At 67.6% G+C, this 22,023-nt stretch carries 17 protein-coding genes and 2 pseudogenes; 5 read left to right on the forward strand and 14 right to left on the reverse strand.

What is annotated here, in order from left to right; genetic code table 11:
* Window positions 1–17: 17 nt before the first annotated feature.
* The 3 genes from AB0M24_RS29920 to AB0M24_RS29930 all read right to left on the reverse strand — a co-directional run bounded on the left by AB0M24_RS29920 (window position 18) and on the right by AB0M24_RS29930 (window position 6,576).
* A complete protein-coding gene (locus AB0M24_RS29920; protein WP_363775169.1) occupies window positions 18–4,916 on the reverse strand; it encodes a fibronectin type III domain-containing protein in 4,899 nt (1,632 codons plus the stop codon).
* 119 nt (window positions 4,917–5,035) lie between these two features.
* The gene (locus tag AB0M24_RS29925; RefSeq protein WP_363775173.1) at window positions 5,036–5,836 is read right to left on the reverse strand and encodes a GNAT family N-acetyltransferase; all 801 of its coding nucleotides are present in this window, start codon (window positions 5,834–5,836) and stop codon (window positions 5,036–5,038) included.
* Window positions 5,833–6,576 (reverse strand): class I SAM-dependent methyltransferase, encoded by a 744-nt coding sequence (locus tag AB0M24_RS29930; protein ID WP_363775176.1) that lies wholly within the window; start codon window positions 6,574–6,576, stop codon window positions 5,833–5,835. The genes AB0M24_RS29925 and AB0M24_RS29930 overlap by 4 nt, the downstream gene beginning before the upstream one ends.
* 94 nt (window positions 6,577–6,670) lie before the next feature.
* Here AB0M24_RS29930 and AB0M24_RS29935 point away from each other — a divergent pair, with 94 nt between their 5' ends.
* Window positions 6,671–7,489, forward strand: a complete 819-nt coding sequence (locus AB0M24_RS29935) for a VOC family protein (protein WP_363775179.1) — start codon at window positions 6,671–6,673, stop codon at window positions 7,487–7,489.
* Here the strand turns inward: AB0M24_RS29935 and AB0M24_RS29940 are convergent, their stop codons facing one another.
* The 7 genes from AB0M24_RS29940 to rpsB all read right to left on the reverse strand — a co-directional run bounded on the left by AB0M24_RS29940 (window position 7,490) and on the right by rpsB (window position 12,674).
* On the reverse strand, window positions 7,490–8,023 hold the full coding sequence (locus AB0M24_RS29940) for a hypothetical protein (protein ID WP_363775182.1): 534 nt from the start codon (window positions 8,021–8,023) through the stop codon (window positions 7,490–7,492).
* Complete coding sequence (locus AB0M24_RS29945) at window positions 8,020–8,556, reverse strand: RNA polymerase sigma factor (RefSeq protein WP_363775185.1); 537 nt, start codon at window positions 8,554–8,556, stop codon at window positions 8,020–8,022. The genes AB0M24_RS29940 and AB0M24_RS29945 overlap by 4 nt, the downstream gene beginning before the upstream one ends.
* 31 nt (window positions 8,557–8,587) lie before the next feature.
* The gene (locus AB0M24_RS29950; protein ID WP_363775188.1) at window positions 8,588–9,445 is read right to left on the reverse strand and encodes a phosphatidate cytidylyltransferase; all 858 of its coding nucleotides are present in this window, start codon (window positions 9,443–9,445) and stop codon (window positions 8,588–8,590) included.
* Between the two features lie 69 nt (window positions 9,446–9,514).
* Window positions 9,515–10,072, reverse strand: coding sequence for a ribosome recycling factor (frr, locus tag AB0M24_RS29955; protein ID WP_363775191.1), 558 nt, complete (start codon window positions 10,070–10,072; stop codon window positions 9,515–9,517).
* Between the two features lie 61 nt (window positions 10,073–10,133).
* Window positions 10,134–10,880 (reverse strand): UMP kinase, encoded by a 747-nt coding sequence (gene pyrH / locus AB0M24_RS29960; protein ID WP_363775194.1) that lies wholly within the window; start codon window positions 10,878–10,880, stop codon window positions 10,134–10,136.
* Window positions 10,881–10,965: 85 nt separating this feature from the next.
* Entirely contained in the window at window positions 10,966–11,781 is an 816-nt protein-coding gene (gene tsf, locus AB0M24_RS29965) for a translation elongation factor Ts (protein ID WP_363775197.1), read from the reverse strand.
* Window positions 11,782–11,852: 71 nt separating this feature from the next.
* Entirely contained in the window at window positions 11,853–12,674 is an 822-nt protein-coding gene (rpsB, locus tag AB0M24_RS29970; RefSeq protein WP_363775200.1) for a 30S ribosomal protein S2, read from the reverse strand.
* Between the two features lie 357 nt (window positions 12,675–13,031).
* On the opposite strand from rpsB, the gene AB0M24_RS29975 reads away from it, so the two are divergent.
* Window positions 13,032–13,511, forward strand: coding sequence for a M23 family metallopeptidase (locus tag AB0M24_RS29975; protein ID WP_363775203.1), 480 nt, complete (start codon window positions 13,032–13,034; stop codon window positions 13,509–13,511).
* Window positions 13,512–14,278: 767 nt separating this feature from the next.
* Here AB0M24_RS29975 and AB0M24_RS29980 read toward each other — a convergent pair.
* Both AB0M24_RS29980 and AB0M24_RS29985 read right to left on the reverse strand, forming a co-directional pair.
* Window positions 14,279–15,291, reverse strand: a pseudogene (locus AB0M24_RS29980) (FliA/WhiG family RNA polymerase sigma factor).
* A complete protein-coding gene (locus tag AB0M24_RS29985; protein WP_363775206.1) occupies window positions 15,266–16,243 on the reverse strand; it encodes a tyrosine recombinase XerC in 978 nt (325 codons plus the stop codon). Before AB0M24_RS29985 ends, AB0M24_RS29980 begins: the two are co-directional and overlap by 26 nt.
* 157 nt (window positions 16,244–16,400) lie before the next feature.
* Here AB0M24_RS29985 and AB0M24_RS29990 point away from each other — a divergent pair, with 157 nt between their 5' ends.
* The gene (locus AB0M24_RS29990) at window positions 16,401–16,925 is read left to right on the forward strand and encodes a hypothetical protein (RefSeq protein WP_363775209.1); all 525 of its coding nucleotides are present in this window, start codon (window positions 16,401–16,403) and stop codon (window positions 16,923–16,925) included.
* 157 nt (window positions 16,926–17,082) lie between these two features.
* On the opposite strand, the gene dprA is transcribed toward AB0M24_RS29990, so the two are convergent.
* Both dprA and AB0M24_RS30000 read right to left on the reverse strand, forming a co-directional pair.
* The gene (dprA, locus tag AB0M24_RS29995; protein ID WP_363775212.1) at window positions 17,083–18,321 is read right to left on the reverse strand and encodes a DNA-processing protein DprA; all 1,239 of its coding nucleotides are present in this window, start codon (window positions 18,319–18,321) and stop codon (window positions 17,083–17,085) included.
* A 741-nt stretch (window positions 18,322–19,062) separates the two neighbouring features.
* A pseudogene (locus AB0M24_RS30000) lies at window positions 19,063–19,674 on the reverse strand (ATP-binding protein); the annotation flags it as partial.
* A gap of 55 nt (window positions 19,675–19,729) precedes the next feature.
* Between AB0M24_RS30000 and AB0M24_RS30005 the strand changes: the two are divergent.
* Both AB0M24_RS30005 and AB0M24_RS30010 read left to right on the forward strand, forming a co-directional pair.
* The gene (locus AB0M24_RS30005; protein WP_363775215.1) at window positions 19,730–21,322 is read left to right on the forward strand and encodes a recombinase family protein; all 1,593 of its coding nucleotides are present in this window, start codon (window positions 19,730–19,732) and stop codon (window positions 21,320–21,322) included.
* Between the two features lie 334 nt (window positions 21,323–21,656).
* A complete protein-coding gene (locus AB0M24_RS30010; RefSeq protein ID WP_363775217.1) occupies window positions 21,657–21,968 on the forward strand; it encodes a hypothetical protein in 312 nt (103 codons plus the stop codon).
* Window positions 21,969–22,023: the final 55 nt, after the last annotated feature.

The following is a 22,023-nucleotide window of genomic DNA, read 5'->3' on the forward strand; positions in this document are numbered from 1 at the left end:
GTCGCTGTGTCCGTGGGCTACAGGCGGCTGCAGTCGGTCACTCCCCCTATAGGGGCGTAGTAGTTGCCGCGATGCAGACCCGCGGCGATCTCGAACGGGTTGGCCTCCCACGGGTTGCCCGTGGCGACCTCCGAAAGCTTGGACACGAACCCGTACTGGGCGAGGAACTGGGCGAACATCAGGTAGCCGCCTTCCTGCATCGAGTGGATGGCTTCGTGCCGCAGCAGATCCTGGCCTTGCGACTCGACGACCTCGTCCCCGTGTGACCGGCGCAGCGAGGCGTTCGCGAACGCCTCGCACCGGAGCCTCAGGTTCAGGCGGTCCTTGCTGTAGGGGTAGAACGCGTAGTCGCCGACGGTCGCCGGCTGGCGCAGACCTGGCGACCGGTGGAAACACACCATTTGCTGGAAGCTGGCCGAGCAGCCCAGATCAGCGAAAAGGTAGCGCGCGGCGTTGTTCGCCCCGTTGCTGGCGTTGCGTCCGTAGGAAGGCGCCGCTCCCCAGTTCAGCCATGGATGGTTGGCCTCCCGCACGAGGTCCGAAGGCACACCACCGGCCATGTTCCTGGCGACGACGCGGAACTCCCAGACCATGCTGTGCGACTCCGGGTCGAACACCGTGTCGGTGTCATCGACCACCTCGTAGGGGTACCACGGGCCGTTGTGGCTGTAGTTGCGCATCTCGACCGAGTACGTGATGCCGGTTCCCTGGCTCGGGTTCCACCTCAACCAGATCCGCGAGGAGTCCCGGTCAGCCGTGGCCGTGAGGCCGGTCGGCTTGGTGGGAAGCGGCGGCAGCGGCTTCACCGTCACCTCGTTCGTCGGCGGGCTCTGCCCCGCCGCGTTGGCCGCCGTCACGCGGAACGAGTAGTTGAACCCGTTCAACAAACCTGTTGCCGTGAAAGAGGTTCCGCTCGCCGGTAGCTGGTAGTAGTACCAGTCGTTGTGCCCCTCCGGCCGGAAGTACACCCAGTAGTACACCGGACCACTCGGGCTCGGGTTCCAGGTCAGCGAGGCCTGACGGTCGCCCGCGGTCACCCTCAGGTTCGACGGTGCGGCGGGCAACGGCAGGAACGGCCGCGCGCTGACCACATTGGACGGTGGACTCTGCCCGCCGAGGTTCGCCGCAGTCACCCGGAACTCGTAGTTGAACCCGTTCAGCAGACCCGTCGCGGTGAACGAGGTTCCGCTCGCGGGGTACTGGAAGTAGTACCAGGCGCTGTGTCCCTGCGGCCGGAAGTACACCCAGTAGTACACCGGACCGCTCGGGCTCGGGTTCCACGTCAGCGACACCTGGCCGTTGCCCGCCACCGCACGCAGGTTCGACGGCGCGGCAGGAGGCGGCGGCAGCGGGGTGGCGCGCACCGCGTTCGACGGCCCGCTCTCCCCTGCGACGTTGCCGGAGATCACGCGGAACTCGTACTGGTGGCCGTTCGCCAGCGGCTTCACCGTGTGCGCCCAGCTCGTGACCGGCAGCGGCAACCGCTGGAAGCCCGCCTGACCAGCGGTGATGTCGCGGTACTCGACCCAGAAGTAGGTCGCGTGCTCGACGGCGTTCCAGCCGAGACCGACCTCGCCGTTGCCTGCGATGGCGGTCAACGACGCGGCACCGGGCACCGGCGGCAACGGTCGTGCGCTCACCACCGCCGTGTGCCGGCTGTCACCGGCCGAGTTCGTCGCCGCCACCTTGAACTCGTAGGTGTCGCCGTTGGTCAACGGCTCCATCGTGGCGGTCGTCGAGCTGAACGGGATCTCGATCTTGCGGAAGCCCTCGCCCTTCGAGGCGTTCCGGTGGAACACCCAGTAGAAGACGTTCGGCGTGGGGCTCGCGGGCCAGTTCAGCACGACCCTGCCGTTGCCCGGCGTGGCGGTGAGGGACGGCGGCGGCTCCGGCAGCCCGCCGAGCGCCGTCACGGACACGGTGTTCGACTGCGGTCCGAGCCCACCGGCGTTCTCCGCGCGCACGTAGAACTCGTAGACGTCCCCGTGCCGCAGGCCGTCCCACGACATCCCGGTGCGCTCGGTGGGCAACCCCGCCCGCGTGAACTCGGTCTCCTGCGCGGAGACGTTGCGCCGGTAGACCCAGTAGAACAGGTTCGGCCCCGCCGAGTCCCACTGCAGCGCGATGCTTCCGTCACCCGACGCCTGCCCGCGCAGGTTCGCGGGCGCGGCGGGAACGGCGAAGTTCGCGGTGGCGCCGCGGATGTCCGACTCCTGGCCGTCACCGGCGAGGTTCGTCGCCGCGATCTTGAACTCGTAGGCCTGGCCGTGCGTGAGACCGCCCGCCGTGAACTCCGCCTGCGAGGCGGGGAACTGCAGCTTCGTGAACTGGCCGCCGGCGGGCCGCCGGTAGATCCAGTAGAGGACGTTGTTCTGCGCGTTCCAGGTCAGCTTGATCTCGCCGTTCGCGGTCGGCACGGCGGTCAGGCCGGTCACCTTGGCCGGCAGAGGAGGCAACGGCTTCGCGGACACGACGGCGCTCGCCTGCCCCTCACCGCCGTTCGTGATCGCGGAGACCTTGAACTCGTAGGTGTGCCCGTTGGCGAGCAGGCCCGCGGTGAACGAGGTGCCGTTGGTGACGGGGTACTCGAGCTTGGTGAAGTTCGCCTCGCCCGCGGTGACGTCACGCTGGTAGATCCAGTACCACGCCCCGGGAGCGGGCGCGTTCCATTGCAGCGCAACGGTTCCATCACCAGGCGTCGCCGTCAGGTTCGACGGGGCGGCGGGTGCGTCGTACCGCGCGGTCGCCCGCACCTCAGCGCTCGCCGGTCCCTCGCCGCCGCTGTTGAGCGCGCTCACCTTGAACGCGTACTCGTGATCCTTCAGCAGCAGACCGGCGGTGAAGGTCGTCCCGGACGTGACGGGGTACTCCAGCTTCTGGAACTCCGCTTCCCCGCCCGTGACGTCCCGCTGATAGACCCAGTACCAGTGGTTCTCTCCGGTGGCGGTCCAGGTGAGCTTCACCCCGCCGTCGTTCTGCGCCGTCGCGGTCAGGTTCGCCGGTGCGCCGGGCTTGTCGTGCCTGGCGGTCGCCCGCACCGCGCCGGACCTCGCCGACTCCAGGTTGTGGCGGTTGATCGAGCTGACCGCGAACTCGTACTCGTGCCCGTTGACCAACAGCCCCGGCTGCGCCGAGGTCCCGTTCGTGACGGGATACTCCAGCTTGCGGAACTCCGCCTCCCCGCCCGTGACGTCGCGCTGGTAGACCCAGTACCAGAGCCCGTCACCGGCCGGGTTCCAGGTGAGCTTGACGCTCCCGTCGCCCTGCGCGACCGCGGTCAGCCCGGTCGGCACCGGCGGCGCCGACCCGGCCGCGGTGGCCTGCACGGTGTTCGACGGCGGGCTTTCGCCACCACCGTTGCGCGCGGTCACCCGGAACTCGTACACGTGGGTGTGCTGCAGGCCCGTGACGGTGTGGTTCGTGTTGGAAGGACTCGGGAACCACACCTCGGAGAAGCTGGTCTCGCCTGCGGTGACATCGCGTTTGCGCACCGTGTACTGCACGTTGCTGCTGCCAGGTGGAGCGTCCCAGGCCAGCGCGACGTCCACATCGGTGCCGGTGGTGGCGCGCAGGTTCACCGGCGCGTTGGGAGCGGTGACGTGCGCGGTGCCGGAAACCGTTGCGGAGAAAGCACCTTCCCCGGTGCCGTTGACCGCGGAGACCTTGAACTCGTAGACGTGACCGTCCTTGAGCGCACCGACTTCCTGCGACTTGGTCGTCACGCTGCTGGGGCCACGCGAGAAGTGGGTCTGCCCGGCCGTCACATCCCTTTGGTAGAGCCAGAAGCTGAGCCCGTCCGGCGCGCTCCAGGTGACCTCGCCGGTGCCGTCTGTACCCAGCGCCAGATTCACGTTCGCAGGCGCGGCAGGCACGCCGGGACCGGGATTCGGCCGCGGCCAGGTGATGTCGACGAAGCGGGGACGGTAGATCCGCGCGTCCGCGTAGTTGTCGTCGTCCTGCAAGCTGTTCACGTTGTAGGACATGAGCAACGTGCCCGCGGCCGCCTGGGCCTGGTGCAGCTGCGCGTCGTAGGCGAAGTGCCACGGGTTCTGGCCGGGCTCAGGCGCCTTGTGCAGGTAGGTCGGGCCGATGAACGGTCCGGTGGGAGCCGAGGCCGTGTACGCGACGAACCACGGGCTGAAGCCGACGTTGCCGTCGTGCGTCACGACGACGATCTGCCCGTCCTTGCGCACCACCGAGAACCCGGTGCCGCCACCGGAGAACAGGCGCTTCGACTGCGTCTCGTCGCTCCCCCACGCCGAGCCGTTCCAGAACTGCCACGCGGCACCGAGGTTGCCGGCCGGCACTCGGGCGACATGCGCGAACTTGAAGCCGTCCACGTCCTCGGTGCCGTAGACGTAGTCGTAGCCGCCGTCGGTCAGGATCGCCGAACCCCAGCCGATCTTGTTCTGCAGCTGGAGGTCGGTGACGCTCGCGACGGTCAGCGCGGGCAGCGTGAAGGTGACCAGGCTGGTGCCGACCCGCTGGAACCCGAGCGGGCCGGAGCCGGCGTTCTTGTACCGCCCGTACAACGCCTTCAGCGTGCCGCCCTGCACCGTCGCGGCCCCGATCCAGTGGAACTCGTCGGGGTTGCTGCCGGTGACCAGCGTCGTGGGGTCCTGCGCGGTGCCTCCGTGGAGGGTCTGCACCAGCTGGGAGCCCTGCTGCACCACGATCGAGTTGCGGATGAACGGAGCGGTCCGCGGGCGGCTGAAGTCGGCGTTGACCGTGCCGAGGAAGGTGTCCGAGAAAAGCCACGCCGTGCGCCCGTCCGGCAGAGGCACCGAAACCGTGCTGTCGCCGCCGGTCCAGTGCCCGCCCTGGTTTCCGTAGGCGGTGAACATCGCGTTCAGGTCGGCGGCGGGCGGCGCGGCGAACGAGGTCGGCGGTGGAACGGCGATGAGACTGAACAACATCAACAATGACAGCAGAAATCGGCGTCTCATCGCCTACCCCCCAGGTAGTACGTCGTCGTAGCGACGAAGCTGAGGGACTGTACGTCTGCGGTGACCTCGGACGACAGCGGCCGAACGGGCTATCGTGCGTACGTCATGGTTCGTGCGTACGGCCGGAAACCCAACTTCCGGTAGAACGACTCCGCCGGATTTCCGTGGAACGGGTAGACGATCGCCTGGTCGCCGGAGAAATCACGCAGCGCGCGCATTGCGCCGTAACAGGCGGCACGCCCCAGCCCCATTTTCCGGAATTCCGGATGCGTGCCAACGGGTTCCAGTTCGCCGACGCGGTTCTGGTCGTCCAGCCACATCAGGCAGTACGCGGCGAACCGGCCGTCCGGCGCCTCCACGACCCAGTCGAGTTCCGCGCGATAAGGCCATGCCGCCATCACGTTGCGATAGCTCTCCTCCGTCACGCGGGACGGGTGCCACACGCGTCGGTGGATCTCGACGCGACGCGCCAGGTCGCTTTCGGTGATGGAGCGAACGGTGAAGCCGTCCGGCACGACCGGCTCGGGCACATCACGCAGGTCGTGGGTCATGAAGACCTGGTACTCGCCGTCCTGCGCCGCGTACCCGTGCCGTTCCAGCGCGGCGATCAGGTGCTTCTCGGCGTCCAGGATCATCACCCGGCGGTCCGGGAAGCGCTTCAGCACCTCGTCCGCGAGGTCCGGATGCGCCGGGTCGACCTGGAGGAAGAGGTCCTTGCCGCGCTGCTCCCACGCCCAGGCCGCCACCTCGCCGTCGCGGTGCCACAGCTCGAACTGCCACTCCGGTTCGCGGCCGACGTGCTCGAACCGTTGCCACGCAAGGTCTCCGACGTGCCAGTTGGCTTCGCGGGACCAGAGCCGCTGGGTCAGCCGCTGCATCTCGCGGATCACAAGATCAACCCCTTGGGCTTGCGACGGACGTGCAGCCGGTAACCCACCGGGAAGCTCAGCCCGTCGACCGACGCGATCGCGCGTTCGGCGACCCCGGCCGAGAACTCTATGCGCAGCACGGACTCCAGGTCTTCCCGTTTTTCGAAGCGCCACTCCGCCGTGACCCGTCGAAGCGAGAACCCGTTGTCCGCGAAGAACTTCTCGACCGCCGCCGGGTCGTAGCGCGGTTCGTCGGCACGCAGCCACGGCCCGTACGGCGAGGCCGCACCGTCGAGGTCGACGATCGCCAGCGCACCGCCCGGCCGCAGCACCCGGTCGGCCTCGCGCATGCCCGGTTCGCAGCCCGGACCGAAGAAGTAGGCGGTGCGGGCGTGCACGAGATCGGCGGACGCGTCGTCGAGCGGCAGCCGTTGCGCGGGACCGGAAACGACGCGTGCGTTGGGCAGCGAGGCAACCCGGTGCCTCGCGCGGACGACGAGTGGCGGGTGCGGTTCGACGCCCACGACGGACCGCGCCTCCGAGGCGAAGATCGGCACGTGGAAGCCGTCACCGCAGCCGACGTCCACGACGTCCACCCCCGAAAACGGACATTCCTCGCGCAATGCCGCCCAGATCGCGCCACCGGCGTCCTGCGCGCGGTTCTCGACCTCGTAGATGTCAGGCCAATGCCAGATGTTCGGGCTCGGCACGACATCTACCGGACGCACCGCATTCAGCGCCGCCCGCACGAATCCCCTCACGGAGACACTGTAGGGCCTCGATTTGCCGGTGACTGTTCGAATTCGTCCAACTACGGCGTAGCGTGATCGCATCTCTCCCCAGCAGGAGGCGGCAGTGTCGATCGCGCCCAACACGCCCCAGCTCGCGCCGTTGCTCGGAGGAAGCCCGTGCTGGGTGGAGAGGACCGTGGAGGACCTCAAAGCCGGGATCGACTTCTACACCGGCCTGTTCGGCTGGCACTACGCCGACGACGCGGGCTACACGGTGGCCATGGTCGACGGCATCCCCGTCGCAGGACTGCCGCAGGGTGAACCGGAGCCGTGGCGGTTGTACCTGGTCACACCCCACGCGAGAGCGACCGCGGAGAAGGCCTTCCACCTCGGCGGATCGGTGCTGCGCAACCCCGAGGACGCCGCCGACCACACGCAGAGCACCGTCATCGCCGACCCGACCGGAGCCGTCGTCGGGTTCCGGCACGTGCCACCGGACTGGCGGTTCGGCATGGGCGGGCACGGCTCCTACGCGTGGGCCGAGCTGAACACCCGCGACGGCGCGGCGGCCGACGAGTTCTTCGGCGAGCTGTGCCACTACGACATCACGCAGATCGGCGACGGCCACCGGCTGGACTACGCGACGTACTCCGTCGAGGGCACCGAGGTCATCGGCAGGCAGAAGATGGGGCGAGAGTTCCCGTACGGGGAACAGTCGCACTGGATGGTCTACTTCAACGCCGCGCCCGAGATCGGCACCGACTCGGTGGCGTACCGGGTGCTGGAGCTCGGCGGCCAGGTGACCGTCGAGCCCTACGACACCCCGTACGGACGCATCACCGTCGTCGAGGACCACGCGGGAATGGCGTTCTCGGTGATCGACCAGTCCCGCGTGATCGAGGCCGGGCCGCGCATCGAGGCGGACGACCCGTACGACGACTAGTCACTTCGAGAAGCAGTCGGGCAGGTCATCGCTTGCGTACATCCCGCCGCGGATGATCGGCATTTCGAACCACTTCCCGGCCGCGAACACCACCGTGCCGTTCGCCGGGATGCGAGCGAGCGTGATCGTGATCGCGAACTCGTTGTCCACCGACTGGAACTTCAGCACGTCGAACATCGGGTCGCCAGGAGGGTTGATCTTGCGGCCCCTCATCTGGCAGTTCTCCCGCAGTGGCACCGCGGCGACCGGGATGCCCATCTCGCGCATCTTCGCCGTGGCCTCGTCGACCTGTTCGATCTCCCGCACCTTCAACGTCACCGTGCCGTCCCGGTTGTCGATCACGGCATACGCGGGTGGCGTACCACCGAAGTAAGCCGGTGCGATCGCCGCCGCGGTGCCCAACATGGCTGCAACTGCTGCTGCGGCCAGCCAGCGACTGGTGTTGGTACGCCGCTTCCTGGCGACGTTCTCGTGCAGAACCGGCGCGTGGTCGCGTTCCAGCTGAGCCCAGAGGTTGTCCTCGAACTTGCTCATCGTGCCTCCACCTCGTCGTCCTCGACGACCGCGCGGAGACGTGCCGTGGCGCGGTACAGACGGGTCCGCATCGCTCCCTTGGGCACGCCGAGCGCTTCCGCCGCCTCCTTGGGAGAGAGACCACCGAGATGAACGAGCTCGATCGCCTCGCGGTCGAGCTCCGGCAGTTCCGCGAGCCGTTCCAGCAGCGCGCGACCGGGCTGTTCGGCGTCGATGCGGGCTTCGAGCTCGGCCAGTTCGTCACGGTCGAGCTCACGCCGGCCGCCGACCCTGCGCGCCAGCTCACCGCCCTTCGCGGACTGCTCGGCGTGCGCCGCGAAGGTGTGCCGGGCGATGCCGTACAGCCAGCTCGACGCGGACCCCCTGGCCGCGTCGAACGTCGCGAACGACGTGATCGCGCGGACGAAGGTGTCCGCCGTCAGGTCGCCGACGAGCTGCGGGTCCACGCACCGTCGCGCGAAGAACCGGGTGATCGCGCCGACGTTGTCGCGGTAGATCCGCTCGAACGCCGCCAGTGCCTCGTGGTCTCTCACAACCACTAGTTGCGGCGTTGCGCGGAAAACGTCACTGGATGAAGAGGTGCAGCAGCAACCAGGAGGCGACGGCGGACGGCAGCAGCGAGTCCATCCGGTCCATGATGCCGCCGTGGCCGGGCAGCAGCGTGCCCATGTCCTTGATGCCGAGGTCGCGCTTGATCAGCGACTCGACCAGGTCGCCCGCCGTGGCCGTGACGACGAGCGCGGCACCGAAGAGCACGCCGTGCCACCACTGGCCGTCGAGGAGCAGCGTCAGCGTGAACGCACCGCCGACCATGCCCGCGACCAGCGAACCGGCGAAGCCCTCCCAGGACTTCTTCGGGCTGATCGTCGGCGCCATCGGGTGCTTGCCGAGGAAGACACCGGCCGCGTAGCCACCGACGTCCGACAGCACCACGCCGATGAGGAACGCGAACGCCCGGCCCGCACCGTCCTTCTCCGGAACGACGAGCATCGCCGCGAACGCCGCCATCAGCGGCACGTACGCGACGGTGAACACGGACGCGCTGAGGTCGCGCAGATAGCCGTCGGAGCCACCGCGGAACCGCCAGGCCATGCACACCAGGATGGTGATCACGAACGCCGTCGTGATGCCCGAGCGTTCGAACGGCCAGGACAGCCAGATGATCGCCTGACCACCGATCAACGCGGGCCACAGGGCGACGTTGATGCCGTTCTTCTTGAGCGCGCCCGCGAGCTCCCACGTCGCCACCGCCGCGGCTGCCGCGACGATGGCGATGAAGGTCTGCCGCACGGTCAGCAGCGACACGATGATCACGGCACCGAGCCCGACGCCGACCAGGATCGCCGCACGCAGGTCACGGCCCGCGCGCGACGGTTTCGACGCGGGCACGTCCGCGGGACCGCCTGCCACCTGTGCTCCCATCACGACCTCCGCCCTGCCAGGGCACTCACGCCTGCGGCGCGAGTCGGCCGGGCGAAACCATCAGGAACATCAGACTTCGAGAAGCTCGGCTTCCTTGTGCTTCACGAGCTCGTCGACCTGCGCGGTGTAGCGGTGGGTCAGAGCGTCGAGCTCCTTCTCACCACGCGCGCCGTCGTCCTCGCCGACCTCGCCGTCCTTGACGAGCTTGTCGATCTCTTCCTTCGCCTTGCGACGGACACCGCGGACGGAGACGCGCGCGTCCTCGCCCTTCTGCTTGGCGACCTTCACCATGTCCCGGCGGCGCTCCTCGGAGAGCTGCGGGATCACGATGCGGATGATGGTGCCGTCGTTGCTCGGGTTGACGCCCAGGTCGGAGTCCCGGATCGCCTTCTCGATCGCGTTCAGCTGGCTCGCGTCGTACGGCTTCACGACCGCCATGCGCGCCTCGGGAACCGTGATGCTGGCCATCTGGTTCAGCGGGGTGGGCGAGCCGTAGTACTCGACGTGGATGCGGTTGAACATCGAGGGAGTCGCACGACCGGTCCGGACGGAGGAGAGGTTCTCCTTCGCCACCGAAACCGCCTTTTCCATCTTCTCCTCGGCGTCGAGGAGGGTCTCGTCGATCACGACTGCTCCTTGCTCTGCGTGTTCGTGCCCAATTCCCGGTCCTGGAGTGATCCCACCAGGTCTAGAAGGCCGGACGGCCACCGGGGGTGCTCACCAGGGTGCCGATCTTCTCACCACGCACCGCACGAGCGATGTTGCCCTCGGTGAGGAGGTTGAAGACGAGGATCGGCATGTTGTTGTCCATGCAGAGGCTGAAGGCCGTGGCATCGGCGACGTTGAGGCCGCGCTCCAGCACTTCGCGGTGGGTGATGTTGTCGAACATCAACGCGTCGGGGTCGTGCTTCGGGTCCGCGGTGTAGACGCCGTCGACGGCCTTGGCCATCAGAACGATCTCGCAGCCGATCTCCAACGCGCGCTGGGCGGCGGTCGTGTCGGTCGAGAAGTACGGCAGGCCGGCACCGCCGCCGAAGATCACGACGCGACCCTTGTCGAGGTGGCGCATCGCGCGGCGGGGGATGTAGGACTCGGCGACCTGCGTCATCTGGATGGAGGTCTGCACGCGGGTGTCGATGCCGTGCTCGCGCTCGAGGAAGTCCTGCAGCGCCAGGCAGTTCATGACCGTGCCGAGCATGCCCATGTAGTCGGCGCGCGAACGGTCCATGCCGCGCTGCTGGAGTTCGGACCCGCGGAAGAAGTTGCCACCACCGATCACGACGGCCACCTGCACGCCGGACTTGTGGACTGCCGCGATCTGCTTGGCGACTGTCTGGACGACGTCGGGGTCAACGCCGACGCCACCGCCGCCGAACATCTCGCCACCGAGCTTGAGCATCACCCGGTTGTAGCCGTGGCTACCTTCTTCGCTCACAGGTTCCTCACCTCGCGCCGTTGAGAAGTCTTATGACACGCCAAGGGCGGGGTCGCTAGTGCCTGCAACCCCGCCCTCATGCGAATCAGGCCTGGCCGACCTCGAACCGAGCGAAACGGGTCACCGTCACGCCGGCCTCGTCCAGGAGAGCCTTGACCGTCTTCTTGCTGTCGGTCACCGAAGCCTGCTCGAGGAGCACGACGTCCTTGAAGAAGCCGTTCACGCGACCCTCGACGATCTTGGGCAGCGCGCCTTCCGGCTTGCCCTCCTCGCGAGCGGTCTCCTCGGCGATGCGGCGCTCGTTGGCGACGAGCTCCTCGGGAACCTCGTCACGGGTGACGAACTTCGGGCGCATCGCGGCGATCTGCATCGCGGCACCCTTGGCGACCTCGGCGTTGTCACCGGTGTACTCGACGAGCACGCCGACGGCCGGCGGCAGGTCAGCGGCACGCTTGTGCAGGTAGACCGACACGGTGCCGTCGAAGTCCACGGCCTTGGCCAGCTCGAGCTTCTCGCCGATCTTGGCGGAGAACTCCTGGACCAGCGCGTCGACCGACTTGCCGTCGACCTCGACGGCCTTGAGGGCCTCGACGTCGGCGACCTTGTTGGCCTTGGCGATCGCGACGATCTCGTCCGCGAGGGCGATGAAGTCGGCGTTCTTGGCGACGAAGTCGGTCTCGCAGCGCAGCTCGACCATCGCGCCGTCCTTGACCGCGACCAGGCCGTTGGACGTGGTGCGCTCGGCGCGCTTGCCGACGTCCTTGGCGCCCTTGATGCGCAGGATCTCGACGGCCTTGTCGAAGTCGCCGTCAGCCTCGTCCAGCGCCTTCTTGCAGTCCATCATGCCGGCGGCGGTCAGCTCGCGGAGCTTCTTGACGTCCGCGGTGGTGTAGTTCGCCATCGTTTTCCTTCTGCGATGTACGCGCTTGAGTCACGAGGTGCCCGCTGGTCGCGGGCACCTCGTGGGGGAAATCAGGACTGGGCGGGCTGCTCGGCCGGGGCCTCGGCGGTGGCCGGGGCGAGGAGCTCCTGCTCCCACTCCGCCAGCGGCTCGTCGCTCGCGACCTCGGGCTTGTCCTGGCCCTCGGCGGCGTCGCGGCGGGCGCCGGAGCGCTGCATGAGACCGGCGGCGGCGGCCTCGGCCACGACCTTGGTCAGCAGAGCCGCGGAACGGATCGCGTCGTCGTTACCCGGAATCGGGTAGTCGACCTCGTCCGGGTCGCAGTTGGTGTCGAGGATCGCGACGATCGGGATGTTCAGCTTGCGAGCCTCACCGACCGCGATGTGCTCCTTCTTGGTGTCCACGATCCACACGGCGCTGGGCACCTTGGACATGTCGCGGATACCGCCGAGCGTGCGCTCCAGCTTGTCCTTCTCGCGGTTCATCATCAGGATTTCCTTCTTGGTGAAACCCTGGAAACCACCGGTCTGCTCCATCGACTCGAGCTCCTTGAGGCGCTGAAGCCTCTTGTGGACCGTCGAGAAGTTGGTGAGCATGCCGCCCAGCCAGCGCTGGTTCACGTAGGGCATGCCGACGCGGAGGGCCTCGTTGGCGATGGCCTCCTGCGCCTGCTTCTTGGTGCCGATGAACAGGATCGACCCGCCGTGCGCGACCGTCTCCTTGACGAACTCGAAAGCCCGGTCGATGTAGGTCAGCGTCTGCTGCAGGTCGATGATGTAGATGCCGTTGCGCTCGGTGAAGATGTAGCGCTTCATCTTCGGGTTCCAGCGCCGGGTCTGGTGCCCGAAGTGCACGCCGCTGTCGAGCAGCTGCTTCATGGTTACGACGGCCATGGCCGGTTCGCACCTCATCTGTAGGACGCTTTGGTGGCGTCGTTCGGTTGACGCTCCGAGCCGGTGGCCCGAAGCCCTGGTGCCTATGCCGCCGCCCGCACCCGCGGAGGGGTTTCCCCACCGTCAGGACCGTCGGACGTCGTGACTCGACCCGGCTGGGATCAGCTGGTCGGATCTGCGTTGGCACGCGAAGTCGTCCCGCGACAGACGGGACGCGCCCGAAAGTCTACTCCCCACCCCCGACAAACTTCGAATCGCCCCCTGCTCACCGCGGGTAGTTGTCCACAACCGCCGAGTTGTCCACAGATCCCCGATACCCGCTGGTCCCCAACCTGCCCTTACCCCCACCGTTGACCCATGCCCCTCTTCCCCACCGCCCTGCTGCTCACGACCCTGCTGGCCCCCTCACCCGCCCGCTTCTCCTGGCCGCTGCCGCCCCCGCACCCGGTGGTCCGCGCGTTCCACGCCCCCGCGTCCGCGTTCGGCCCCGGCCACCGCGGCGCCGACCTGTCCGCCGCCGTGGGCTCGCCCGTCCTGGCCGCGGGCGACGGCGTGGTGGTCTACGCAGGCGCGGTCGCGGCCCGAACCCTCGTGTCCCTGCAGCACGCGGGCGGCCTGCGGACGACGTACGAACCGATCACACCGGCCGTGTCCGCCGGTCGCACGGTGCGGCGGGGCGACGTCATCGGGCACCTCCAGGAAGGCCACTGCGCCTCACCGTGCCTGCACTGGGGCGTCCGCCGAGGCGAGGAGTACCTCGATCCGCTGCGCCTGGTGAGGTGGGCGCCCGTCCGCCTGCTGCCGTTGTACGGACCGGTGCCGTCCCGCGGCGGCTGACACCTCCGCTGCGTGGCGGCGCTGTCCCCCCTGCGCAGCTGCCCGACCGGGCGCTTCGCCCGCCGCTTCCCCCGGCGGTTGACCGGCGGCGCGTCCCCGTTGCGCGCCGCGAGCGCCCGGCAGGTGCCGGGAGGCGGCCGGCCTGTCCCGCCTCCCGGCCCACCTGCACCGCCCAACACACGAATGCTCCGAGCCTGTGCACACCTCAACGCTGAGCCGTCACTCCAGGCCCGCGAACCTCGGTGGAGATCCGAGCGGCTCAACCACGTCGCAACCCAACCGGCCCAGATTCCTGCGCGACCCCGGTTCGCCCGCTGGTCCGCCGTGCGCCCCCAGCCGAGCCGCCAACCAGCCCGCAACCCGCACGGGAACCCGCGCCGTTCGACGCACCACATCTGCCCGGCCCCTCCTCAACACGCGCACGGCGGCCTGGCCAAAGCGATCGCGTTGCTGACCTCGTGCACAGGCGGTGACAGGCACACGGCGTGCTTGGAGCCACCCCAAGACCCACCCGTTCGAGTGAATTAGCCCTGGCAAGGGGCGGAAAGAGGTTTGAAGCGATGGTTGTGAGGCTCGTACGGCTTCTCGACGCGACCGCGCGGGGCGATCCCGACGTGCGGCGGCGTCACGGCGCGGCAGCCCTGCTGCGGCCGCCGGGTTGCGGATGAGGAAGGACGCGCAAGCCAGCACGAGTGTGCGGCGGCGTCACGGTGCGGCCGTGCGGCAGCCCGGCTGTGGCCGGGTTGCGGGTGTGGGACGAGGCGCGGTCAGGCCTCGGACTGCTCGTTGAGCTTGGTGCGCAGGCGCAGGACGGCGCGGGTGTGCAGCTGGCAGACCCTGGACTCGGTCACGCCGAGGACCTTGCCGATCTCGGCGAGCGTCAGGTTCTCGAAGTAGTAGAGGGTCACGACCACGCGATCGCGTTCTGCCAGCTGGGCGATCGCGTCCGCCAGCTGACGGCGGCTGTCCTGGTCGACGAGGCTCGCCACCGGATCTTCGGCGGCGTCGTCGGGCAGCGACTCGGCCAGGGAGGAGCCGCCCTTGTTCGGGGCGATCAGCTCGTCCAGGGGGCGACGACGCTGGTGAGCTGGAGCTGGCCGTACAGCTCGCGCAGCTCCGCCAGGCCGATCTTGAGCTCTGCGGCGAGCTCGCGGTCGGTGGGCGTGCGCTGCAGCTTGGCGCCGAGGCGTTCGAGGGCTCGTTCGACGTCGCGGGCGCGGCTGCGGACCGAGCGCGGCACCCAGTCCTGGGAGCGGAGGTCGTCGAGGATCGCGCCGCGGATGCGCTGCATGGCGTAGGTCTCGAACTTGAGGCCGCGTTCCGGCTCGAACTTCTCGATCGCGTCGACCAGGCCGAAGATGCCGGACTGGATCAGGTCGGCCACGTCCACGTGGGCGGGCAGACCGGTGCCGACGCGGCCCGCGACGTACTTGACCAGCGGCGCGTAGTGCAGCACCAGGCGGTCGCGCTGGCCCTGGTCGTGCGACTCGCCGTAGCTGCGCCACAGCGCAACGATGCCGGCCTCGACGTCGTCACCGGACCTGGCGTCCGCGCGCGTCACAGCAGCGGTCGAGACGGCCGAGGGCGTGCCGTTGACATGCGTCTCCGCACCGGGCTCCGCGGACTCCCCGGTGCTCGCCTCGGTGCGCGGCGCGCCGTTCTGACGGTGCCCGTTGCTCGCCTGCTTCGAAGCTGGTGCGGGCACGACGGGTTCAGGGGGCACGGTCGCCGTACGCGATCCTCCCCCTGCGGCGTCAGGAACGGGGGTGGGTTCGGTCATGGATCGCCTTCAGCCGTTCGACAGTGACGTGTGTGTAAAGCTGAGTCGTTGCGAGCGTAGCGTGACCAAGCAGTTCTTGGACGGTGCGCAGGTCCGCTCCTCCTTCCAGCAAATGGGTCGCAGCGGAGTGGCGCAACCCGTGCGGCCCGATGTCCGGCGCATCCGGTACCACGGCGACCACCTCGTGCACCAGAGTGCGAACGGCCCGCTGGTTCAGCCGGCCGCCGCGGGCCCCGAGGAACAACGCCGGCGGCGAATCCGGTGCTACCAGGGCGTTTCGCCCCTCGTCCAGCCATCGCAGCAGCGCTCGCTCGGCCGGCACGCCGAACGGCGTGCTGCGCTCGCGTCCACCTTTGCCCAGAACTCGAATCACCCTTAGGGAGTAGTCCACGTCGTCGAGATCAAGACCACAGAGTTCGGCCACGCGGATACCTGTGGCGTACAGCAACTCCACCACGGCCTGATCACGCAGCGCAACCGGATCGCCTTCGGAAGCGCCAGAGGATACGGCGTTCATCGCGTCCTTCGCCTGGTCCTCGCGCAACACGGACGGCAACGTCCGATGTGGTCGCGGCGCGGCCAGGCGCGGCCCCGGATCCGCAGGCAGATGCCCCGCGCGGTGCGCCCACGCCGTGAAAGTGCGTGCCGCGGCAGCACGCCGCGCGAGCGTGGTGCGGCTGGCACCGGCAGTGCGTTGCGCGGCAAGCCATGAGCGCAGGCTCGTCAGGTCGATGCGTCCGACATCGGCCTGTTCAGGGCTATTCCCCGCGACATGTCCCAGCAGCGCGACCGAATCGCCGATGTACGCGCGCACCGTGTGCGGTGACAGATCACGCTCCAAAGTCAGGTGCCGTTCGTACTGCCGCAACACGTCTGCGACGGACGCCGGCAGTTTTTCGCGCAGGCGAACGAGATCGACACGGCGTGTCCGACCATGCGGCGGCGGGGACATAGGCCAAGACGCTGCGCCAGTCGGGGCGTTTGGTCAAGTATCGCCACACCCTCGCGCCAGTTGAGAGCGCTCTCATGATCGCCAACACGATAACGTTTCAACTCCCTGTGACGACCAGGGGTTTGGTGGCACGCACAGATCACCTTTCGGAGTAGCGATGGCAGCCAGCACCACCGTCCGAACAGCCGATGAACTAGCCCGCCGGGTCGTGCGGAGGATCGCCCCCGAGGAACTGCCTTCGTTCGACATCGTCGCCGCCCCCTACCTGGAGACCCCGGAGCAGGCCGAACGCCGCCTGCGCCGCGCCTACGACGACCCGCTGGGCTTCGGCCTGGGCGACATCGTCGCGATGGCCACGCCCGTCGTGGCCCTCGTGTCCGGCAGCGTGATCACCGCCGTCTCGGACAGCGTCGGCAAGGCGGTGCGCGACGGCACCACCAACGCGGTGCGCAGGACGTGGCGCAAGCTCCGCGGCAAGCCCGCAGAGCCGCTCGAACTGCTCGCAACCCCGCTCACCACCTCCCAACTGGCCGAAGTGCGCCAAATCGCCCTCGAACGCGCCCTCTCCCTCGGCATGAAGCAGCAGAAGGCCGAAGCGCTGGCCGACGCCGTCCTCGCCGCCCTCGTACTGCGCGACAACGACCAGGACCCTGGACGAGAGCCCGGTGACGCCGCAAGCTGACGGCAGCGAAGCCACAGGCCGACCGCCACACGCCGCGTGAACATCAACCTGGGCAAACGCCGGGGGTGGCAGCTGATCGTTCGCCTACCGGAGCTCTATCCATTGTGGACATTGCGGAGGTCGAACCACCACGTATTACTCCATCTGCGGAGCCTGATCACCTCACCTCTACCTTCTGCCAGCCGCCGTCGACCTGCTGCGCCAAGCCGGCGAGCTCCAACTCCGGCAACAGCGCCCGCACCCGCTCCAACGGCACCCCGGACTCGACGGACACGACCTCGTCCCCCACCCCGGACCGCTTGCCCAGGGCCTCGTACACCCGCATGGCTTCCCCTTGCGGCGCACCGAGTTCGCTGTCCTTCTCCGCGGGCTCGGTGGCGAGGTCGTCGCCGAACCGCCCCACCGACTCGATGATCTCGGCCACCGAACTGACCGAATCAGCGTGCTTGTCCCGCAGCAACTCGTGACACCCCAGCGAACTCGCCGACGTCACGGGCCCAGGCACCACCATCAACGGCCGCCCCAACGCCCGCGTGATCGCAGCCGTGTTCTTGGCACCGCTACGCCGCCCGGCCTCCACCACAACCGTGCCACCACCAAGCGCGGCAATGAGCCTGTTGCGCGTGAGGAACCGATGCCGCGCGGGCGTGACCCCAGGCGCGTACTCGCTGACGATCACCCCCTCCCGAGCGATCTTCCCGAGCAACCCTTGATGCCCAGCGGGATAAGCGAAGTCCACGCCGCAAGCAAGCACGGCAACCGTGATCCCACCGGCCGAAAGCGCACCCCGGTGAGCGGCGCCGTCAATGCCGTACGCCGCACCGGACACGACAGTCACGCCCGCCGCAGCCAACCCGTACGCGAACTCACCGGCAACGTGCTCGCCATACCCACTGGCCGCCCGCGACCCGACGATCGCCACGGCCTTCTCCGTCGCCTCGGCCAGGTCGAACGGCCCTCGCACCCACAACGCCAACGGCTCACCACCGCACCGCTGCCCCGACGCACCACTCAGAGCGACGAACGGCCACCGCGGCCACTCGTCGTCCTCCGGAATGAGAAGCCGCCCACCGCGCTTGCCGACGAGCTCAAGGTCTTCGTGCACCCGCTCCTCAGCGCGCCGAGCCGCCGTCTGACTAGCGACGGACGGCGAAACTTCGCCGGAACGCACCATCTCCGCGGCCTCGACCGGTCCGACCTCGGCCACCAGCGCTGCCAGCGCCGCCGGATACGGCTCAGCGACGCGGGAGAGGTAGGCCCTGGCCAGCCGGACGGCATCGGTAGCGGACGCAATCGACGACGTAGTCGGCGACGTGAGCGGAGGCTCGGCCGGCAGCGGTATCGACGACTCCGCGGATGGCGTGATCGGCGGCGGCTCGCTCGGTGGGGCGTTCATCGGAACCACCACCAGGGCAGCCAGCGGTGCCATGGATCGGGGAGCCACGGGCTTGGCGGGCTGGCACCGGACGCGCGCCTTCGGACTGTGCAGGGCAGGCGAAGCAGGGCGGGCGCTGCGGCTGGCGTCGAAGGGACGGCCTGAGCGAGCAGTGGGGTCATGGTTGGCGCTCCTGTTCGGGTTTCAGGGGGTGAGCGGACCGCCCGCTGGGGATGGACGAGCGGTCCGCTCGGAACCGGACGCGAGCCGAGGCAGGAGGCGTTGCGTCCGGTGGCTGGGGGCTGCACCGAGGTGCCGGGCGCGGAGTGGGAGTGGGCTCCGCGCCCGGCGGCTTTCGGGTTGGGCAGGGCCGGTGGTGGGCAGGGCCGGTGGTGGGCAGGGCCGGTGGCAGGCAAGGCCAGTGGCGGCCAATGCCGGGGAGTGCCGACGTCGGCCTGGGAGTGGGGACGGGTGGGGTGAGCGGGACGCCCGCTGGGGGGTGTTCGGGCGTCCCGCTCGACCTGGGCCGGACGCGGAGCAGGGGCTCGATTGCTCAGCGTCCGGCTGCTCTGGGGCCTCGCGGCTGGGGTCTGAGGCGGGCCGGGCGGTTCTACCGGGCGAGGTTCGACCAGGCGGGTTGGGCCTGGCGGAGTTGGGCCTGGCGGAGTTGGACCTGGCGAGGTTGAGGCAGACCAGCGGGGCGAGCTGGGTCGGGGCGGTGGCGGTGGCGGTGGTGCAGGGCGGGTGGGTTGGTGGGCGCGGTCAGGTTGAGCGGCGTTCTCGGAATTGGAGGGCTGCTGCTACGTGGTCGGCTGTGGGGCGGTCGGATTCGGCCAGGTCGGCGAGGGTCCAGGCGACGCGGAGGCAGCGGTCTGCGCCTCGGCCTGTTAGGGCTCCGATGGCCAGGGCTCGGTCCAGGAGGGCTGTGGAGGTGCGTGGGAGGGCGAACTCGCGGCGTAGGGCTGGGCCTGGGACTTGGGCGTTGGTGGGCCAGGTGTGGCCGTGGGCGGACCAGCGGGTGGCGGCTCGGGAGCGGGCCTTGAGGACTCGTTCGCGGACTACCGAGGTGGGTTCGGGCGGGGTGGCTTCGGCGTTGGTCATGGCTGTGGTGGCTCGCATTCGGACTCGGAGGTCCACGCGGTCGAGCAGGGGGCCGGAGAGGCGGGCCTGGTAGCGGCGGCGGACCGTGGTGGTGCAGATGCAGTCGATCTCTTTCGGCGGGGCGCACGGGCACGGGTTGGTGGCGAGGATCAGCTGGAAGCGGGCCGGGTAGCGGGCTATGCCGTCGCGGCGCGGGATGCGGACTTCGCCTGATTCGAGGGCCGTGCGGAGGGTGTCGATGGTCTTCTGGCCGAACTCGCAGGCTTCGTCGAGTGATTGTCTATTCACCCACAATTTGCTTTAATTAAAGCGCAGTGGGTAACAAGTAATGTCGATAGTTTCAAATATTCTGGCAGCGCCACAGACACCGTGGTCTGTCAGTTCGGCGCCTCCAGGACGAGCAGCGTACGCGCGCCTTAGCAAGGATAAGTCGAAGAAGAGCGTCAACGTTACGCATCAGCTCGCCGACATTGACGATCACGCCCTCGATACGGGCGATGCCATCGGCCAGCATCTTGTCTTCAAAGACAACGACATCAGCGCTTCGACTTTTGGCACCAAGCCGCGTGACGGATACCTGGACCTTCTCGACGCCATCCGCGCCGATCTGGTCCTTGAGATCATCGTCACCGAAGTGCCGCGCCTATGCCGCCAGATGGCCGATGCCCTAGAACTGATCGACCTTAGCAAGACCACGGCACTGCAATTTGTTGCCACCACGGACGGGATGATCTACGACCTCCGTCGACCTCGCGGACGCAAGGCGTTCCGCGATGCGGTCAGCGATGCCGAATTTGAGACCGACCAAAGCTCTGACCGCCAGGGCAAGAAGAAAAACAAGCAAGCCGAAGCGGGCGCCTTTCATGGTGGCCAACGCCCTCATGGTTACGTCGGTGCCATCTACGAAAAGTTGACCACTCCAGATGGCGAAGTGATTAATGGTCGCCTACTCAACCCTGGCGAAGTTGGTTGCCGCATCCTTGAAGATGAGGCGGCCATCCGCCACGAGTGCACTCAACGCACCATCGCAGGCGAAACCGAACGTGACCTAGTGAAGGATCTGAACAAACGAGGAATCCCGGCACCAGGCGGCGGCCGTTGGCGGATTGGGAACCTACGCCGTTGGCTGCTTGGCAAGCGCGCCGTAGCCTTCGGGACTTTTCCAGGCCCCGGAACCCGGGTCCACAAGGACAAAGAGTACGCGGCGATCTGGGATGCTATCATATCTAAAGAAGATTACGAACTCATGGTCGCCGCAATCAAACTCACCAAGAAGGAAAACTACAACGGCCGCCCCAAAGGCAGGGCCTACCTTCTTAGTGGCATCTGTCGTTGCGGAGCTTGCGGGACTCCAATGTACGGCAAGGGCCGACAGCGGACGGACGGTAGCTACCACCGCCGGTACGGCTGTAAAGCCCGGGACAACTATGGTGACAAGCTTGGCTGCGCCAAGGTCTACCGCACTGCGGAACCCGTTGACCTACTCGTCTGGGAACAGGTCATGTATCGGTATGACACTCCAGAAGTGACGGCGGCTTTGACTCCCGGCAAAGACAGAGAGCGCTTGAAGCAACTTGTCGAGCTTCAAACCAAGCAGCGCTTGCACCTTGAATCGCTCGTAAGCGACTACGGCGCAGGGATTCTTACTCGCGAGGAACTGGTTATCGCGAAGCAGGCGGCAGCCGAAAAACTCCAGCAGACTGACGCCGAGCTAGCGAAGATTCAGAAAGTTAGGGCCGTTTCGATCCCTGCCGGGGAAACGCTACGAAGCATGGGTGAACGCCAAGGACTCAACTGGAAGCGTCAGGTCATCTCATTGATCGTTGACTACGTTGAAATCCTGCCGGGTCACCCGCGAGGTAACATGTGGAACGGTTACCACTTCGAGCCAGGCCACGTTAAGATTCACTGGAAATTCTAACCAAGCGCGCTAGCGCTTGGATCGTTTTCTGATCCTTCACCTGTAGCGGCACACCGCTTGCCTTGGTTGATCTTTCGACCAGCGAGCGGGTGTCGCTACTTTTTTGTGCTCGTTTTTTGACTTCCACCATTTGAAATCACTCGTTTATCAACTTCAGCATAGCATTTTCCCCTACAGCTAGCCACAGGCAACACACTAGCCCTTCTCGCGACTTGCAGGAACTGCCGAGCAACACCACATTTTTCTACCATATGCAAGCGTGCGCCCGGATGTCTAAATGTGAGTAGCCAAAGCAACTGCTCTGGCGCAACTCACAAGTTAGTGGAGAACGACCATGGCAATCGTCAGCCGCAAGGTTTCCGACCTCACCGGCGAGGAAGGCGCAGAAACCGACTTCGCACAGGTGGTCGTACGACAGCACCCCAAGCTGGACCAGCCCAAAGCTCTGGACATCTTGGTAACCGAGCTGAGCTCCTTCAAGGACATCGGTGACCTGGTGATCTTGGAAATCAAGATGCCCTACGGCGACAGCCGCGAGGCATACGTTCGGGTGGCCGATTTCAACAAGGCTGCACCGGACATGGACGAGGTGCTCAAGAACGCACGCGGCACGCGTGGACGCCTTCCCGGCACGCGGATGGCCTAGCCGTCACGCCCACCAGCCCCTGGGCTATCCACTTTCCCGCCCGGCCCCTGCATCG

Source organism: Lentzea sp. NPDC051838, assembly GCF_040681245.1.
Lineage (GTDB): Bacteria > Actinomycetota > Actinomycetes > Mycobacteriales > Pseudonocardiaceae > Lentzea.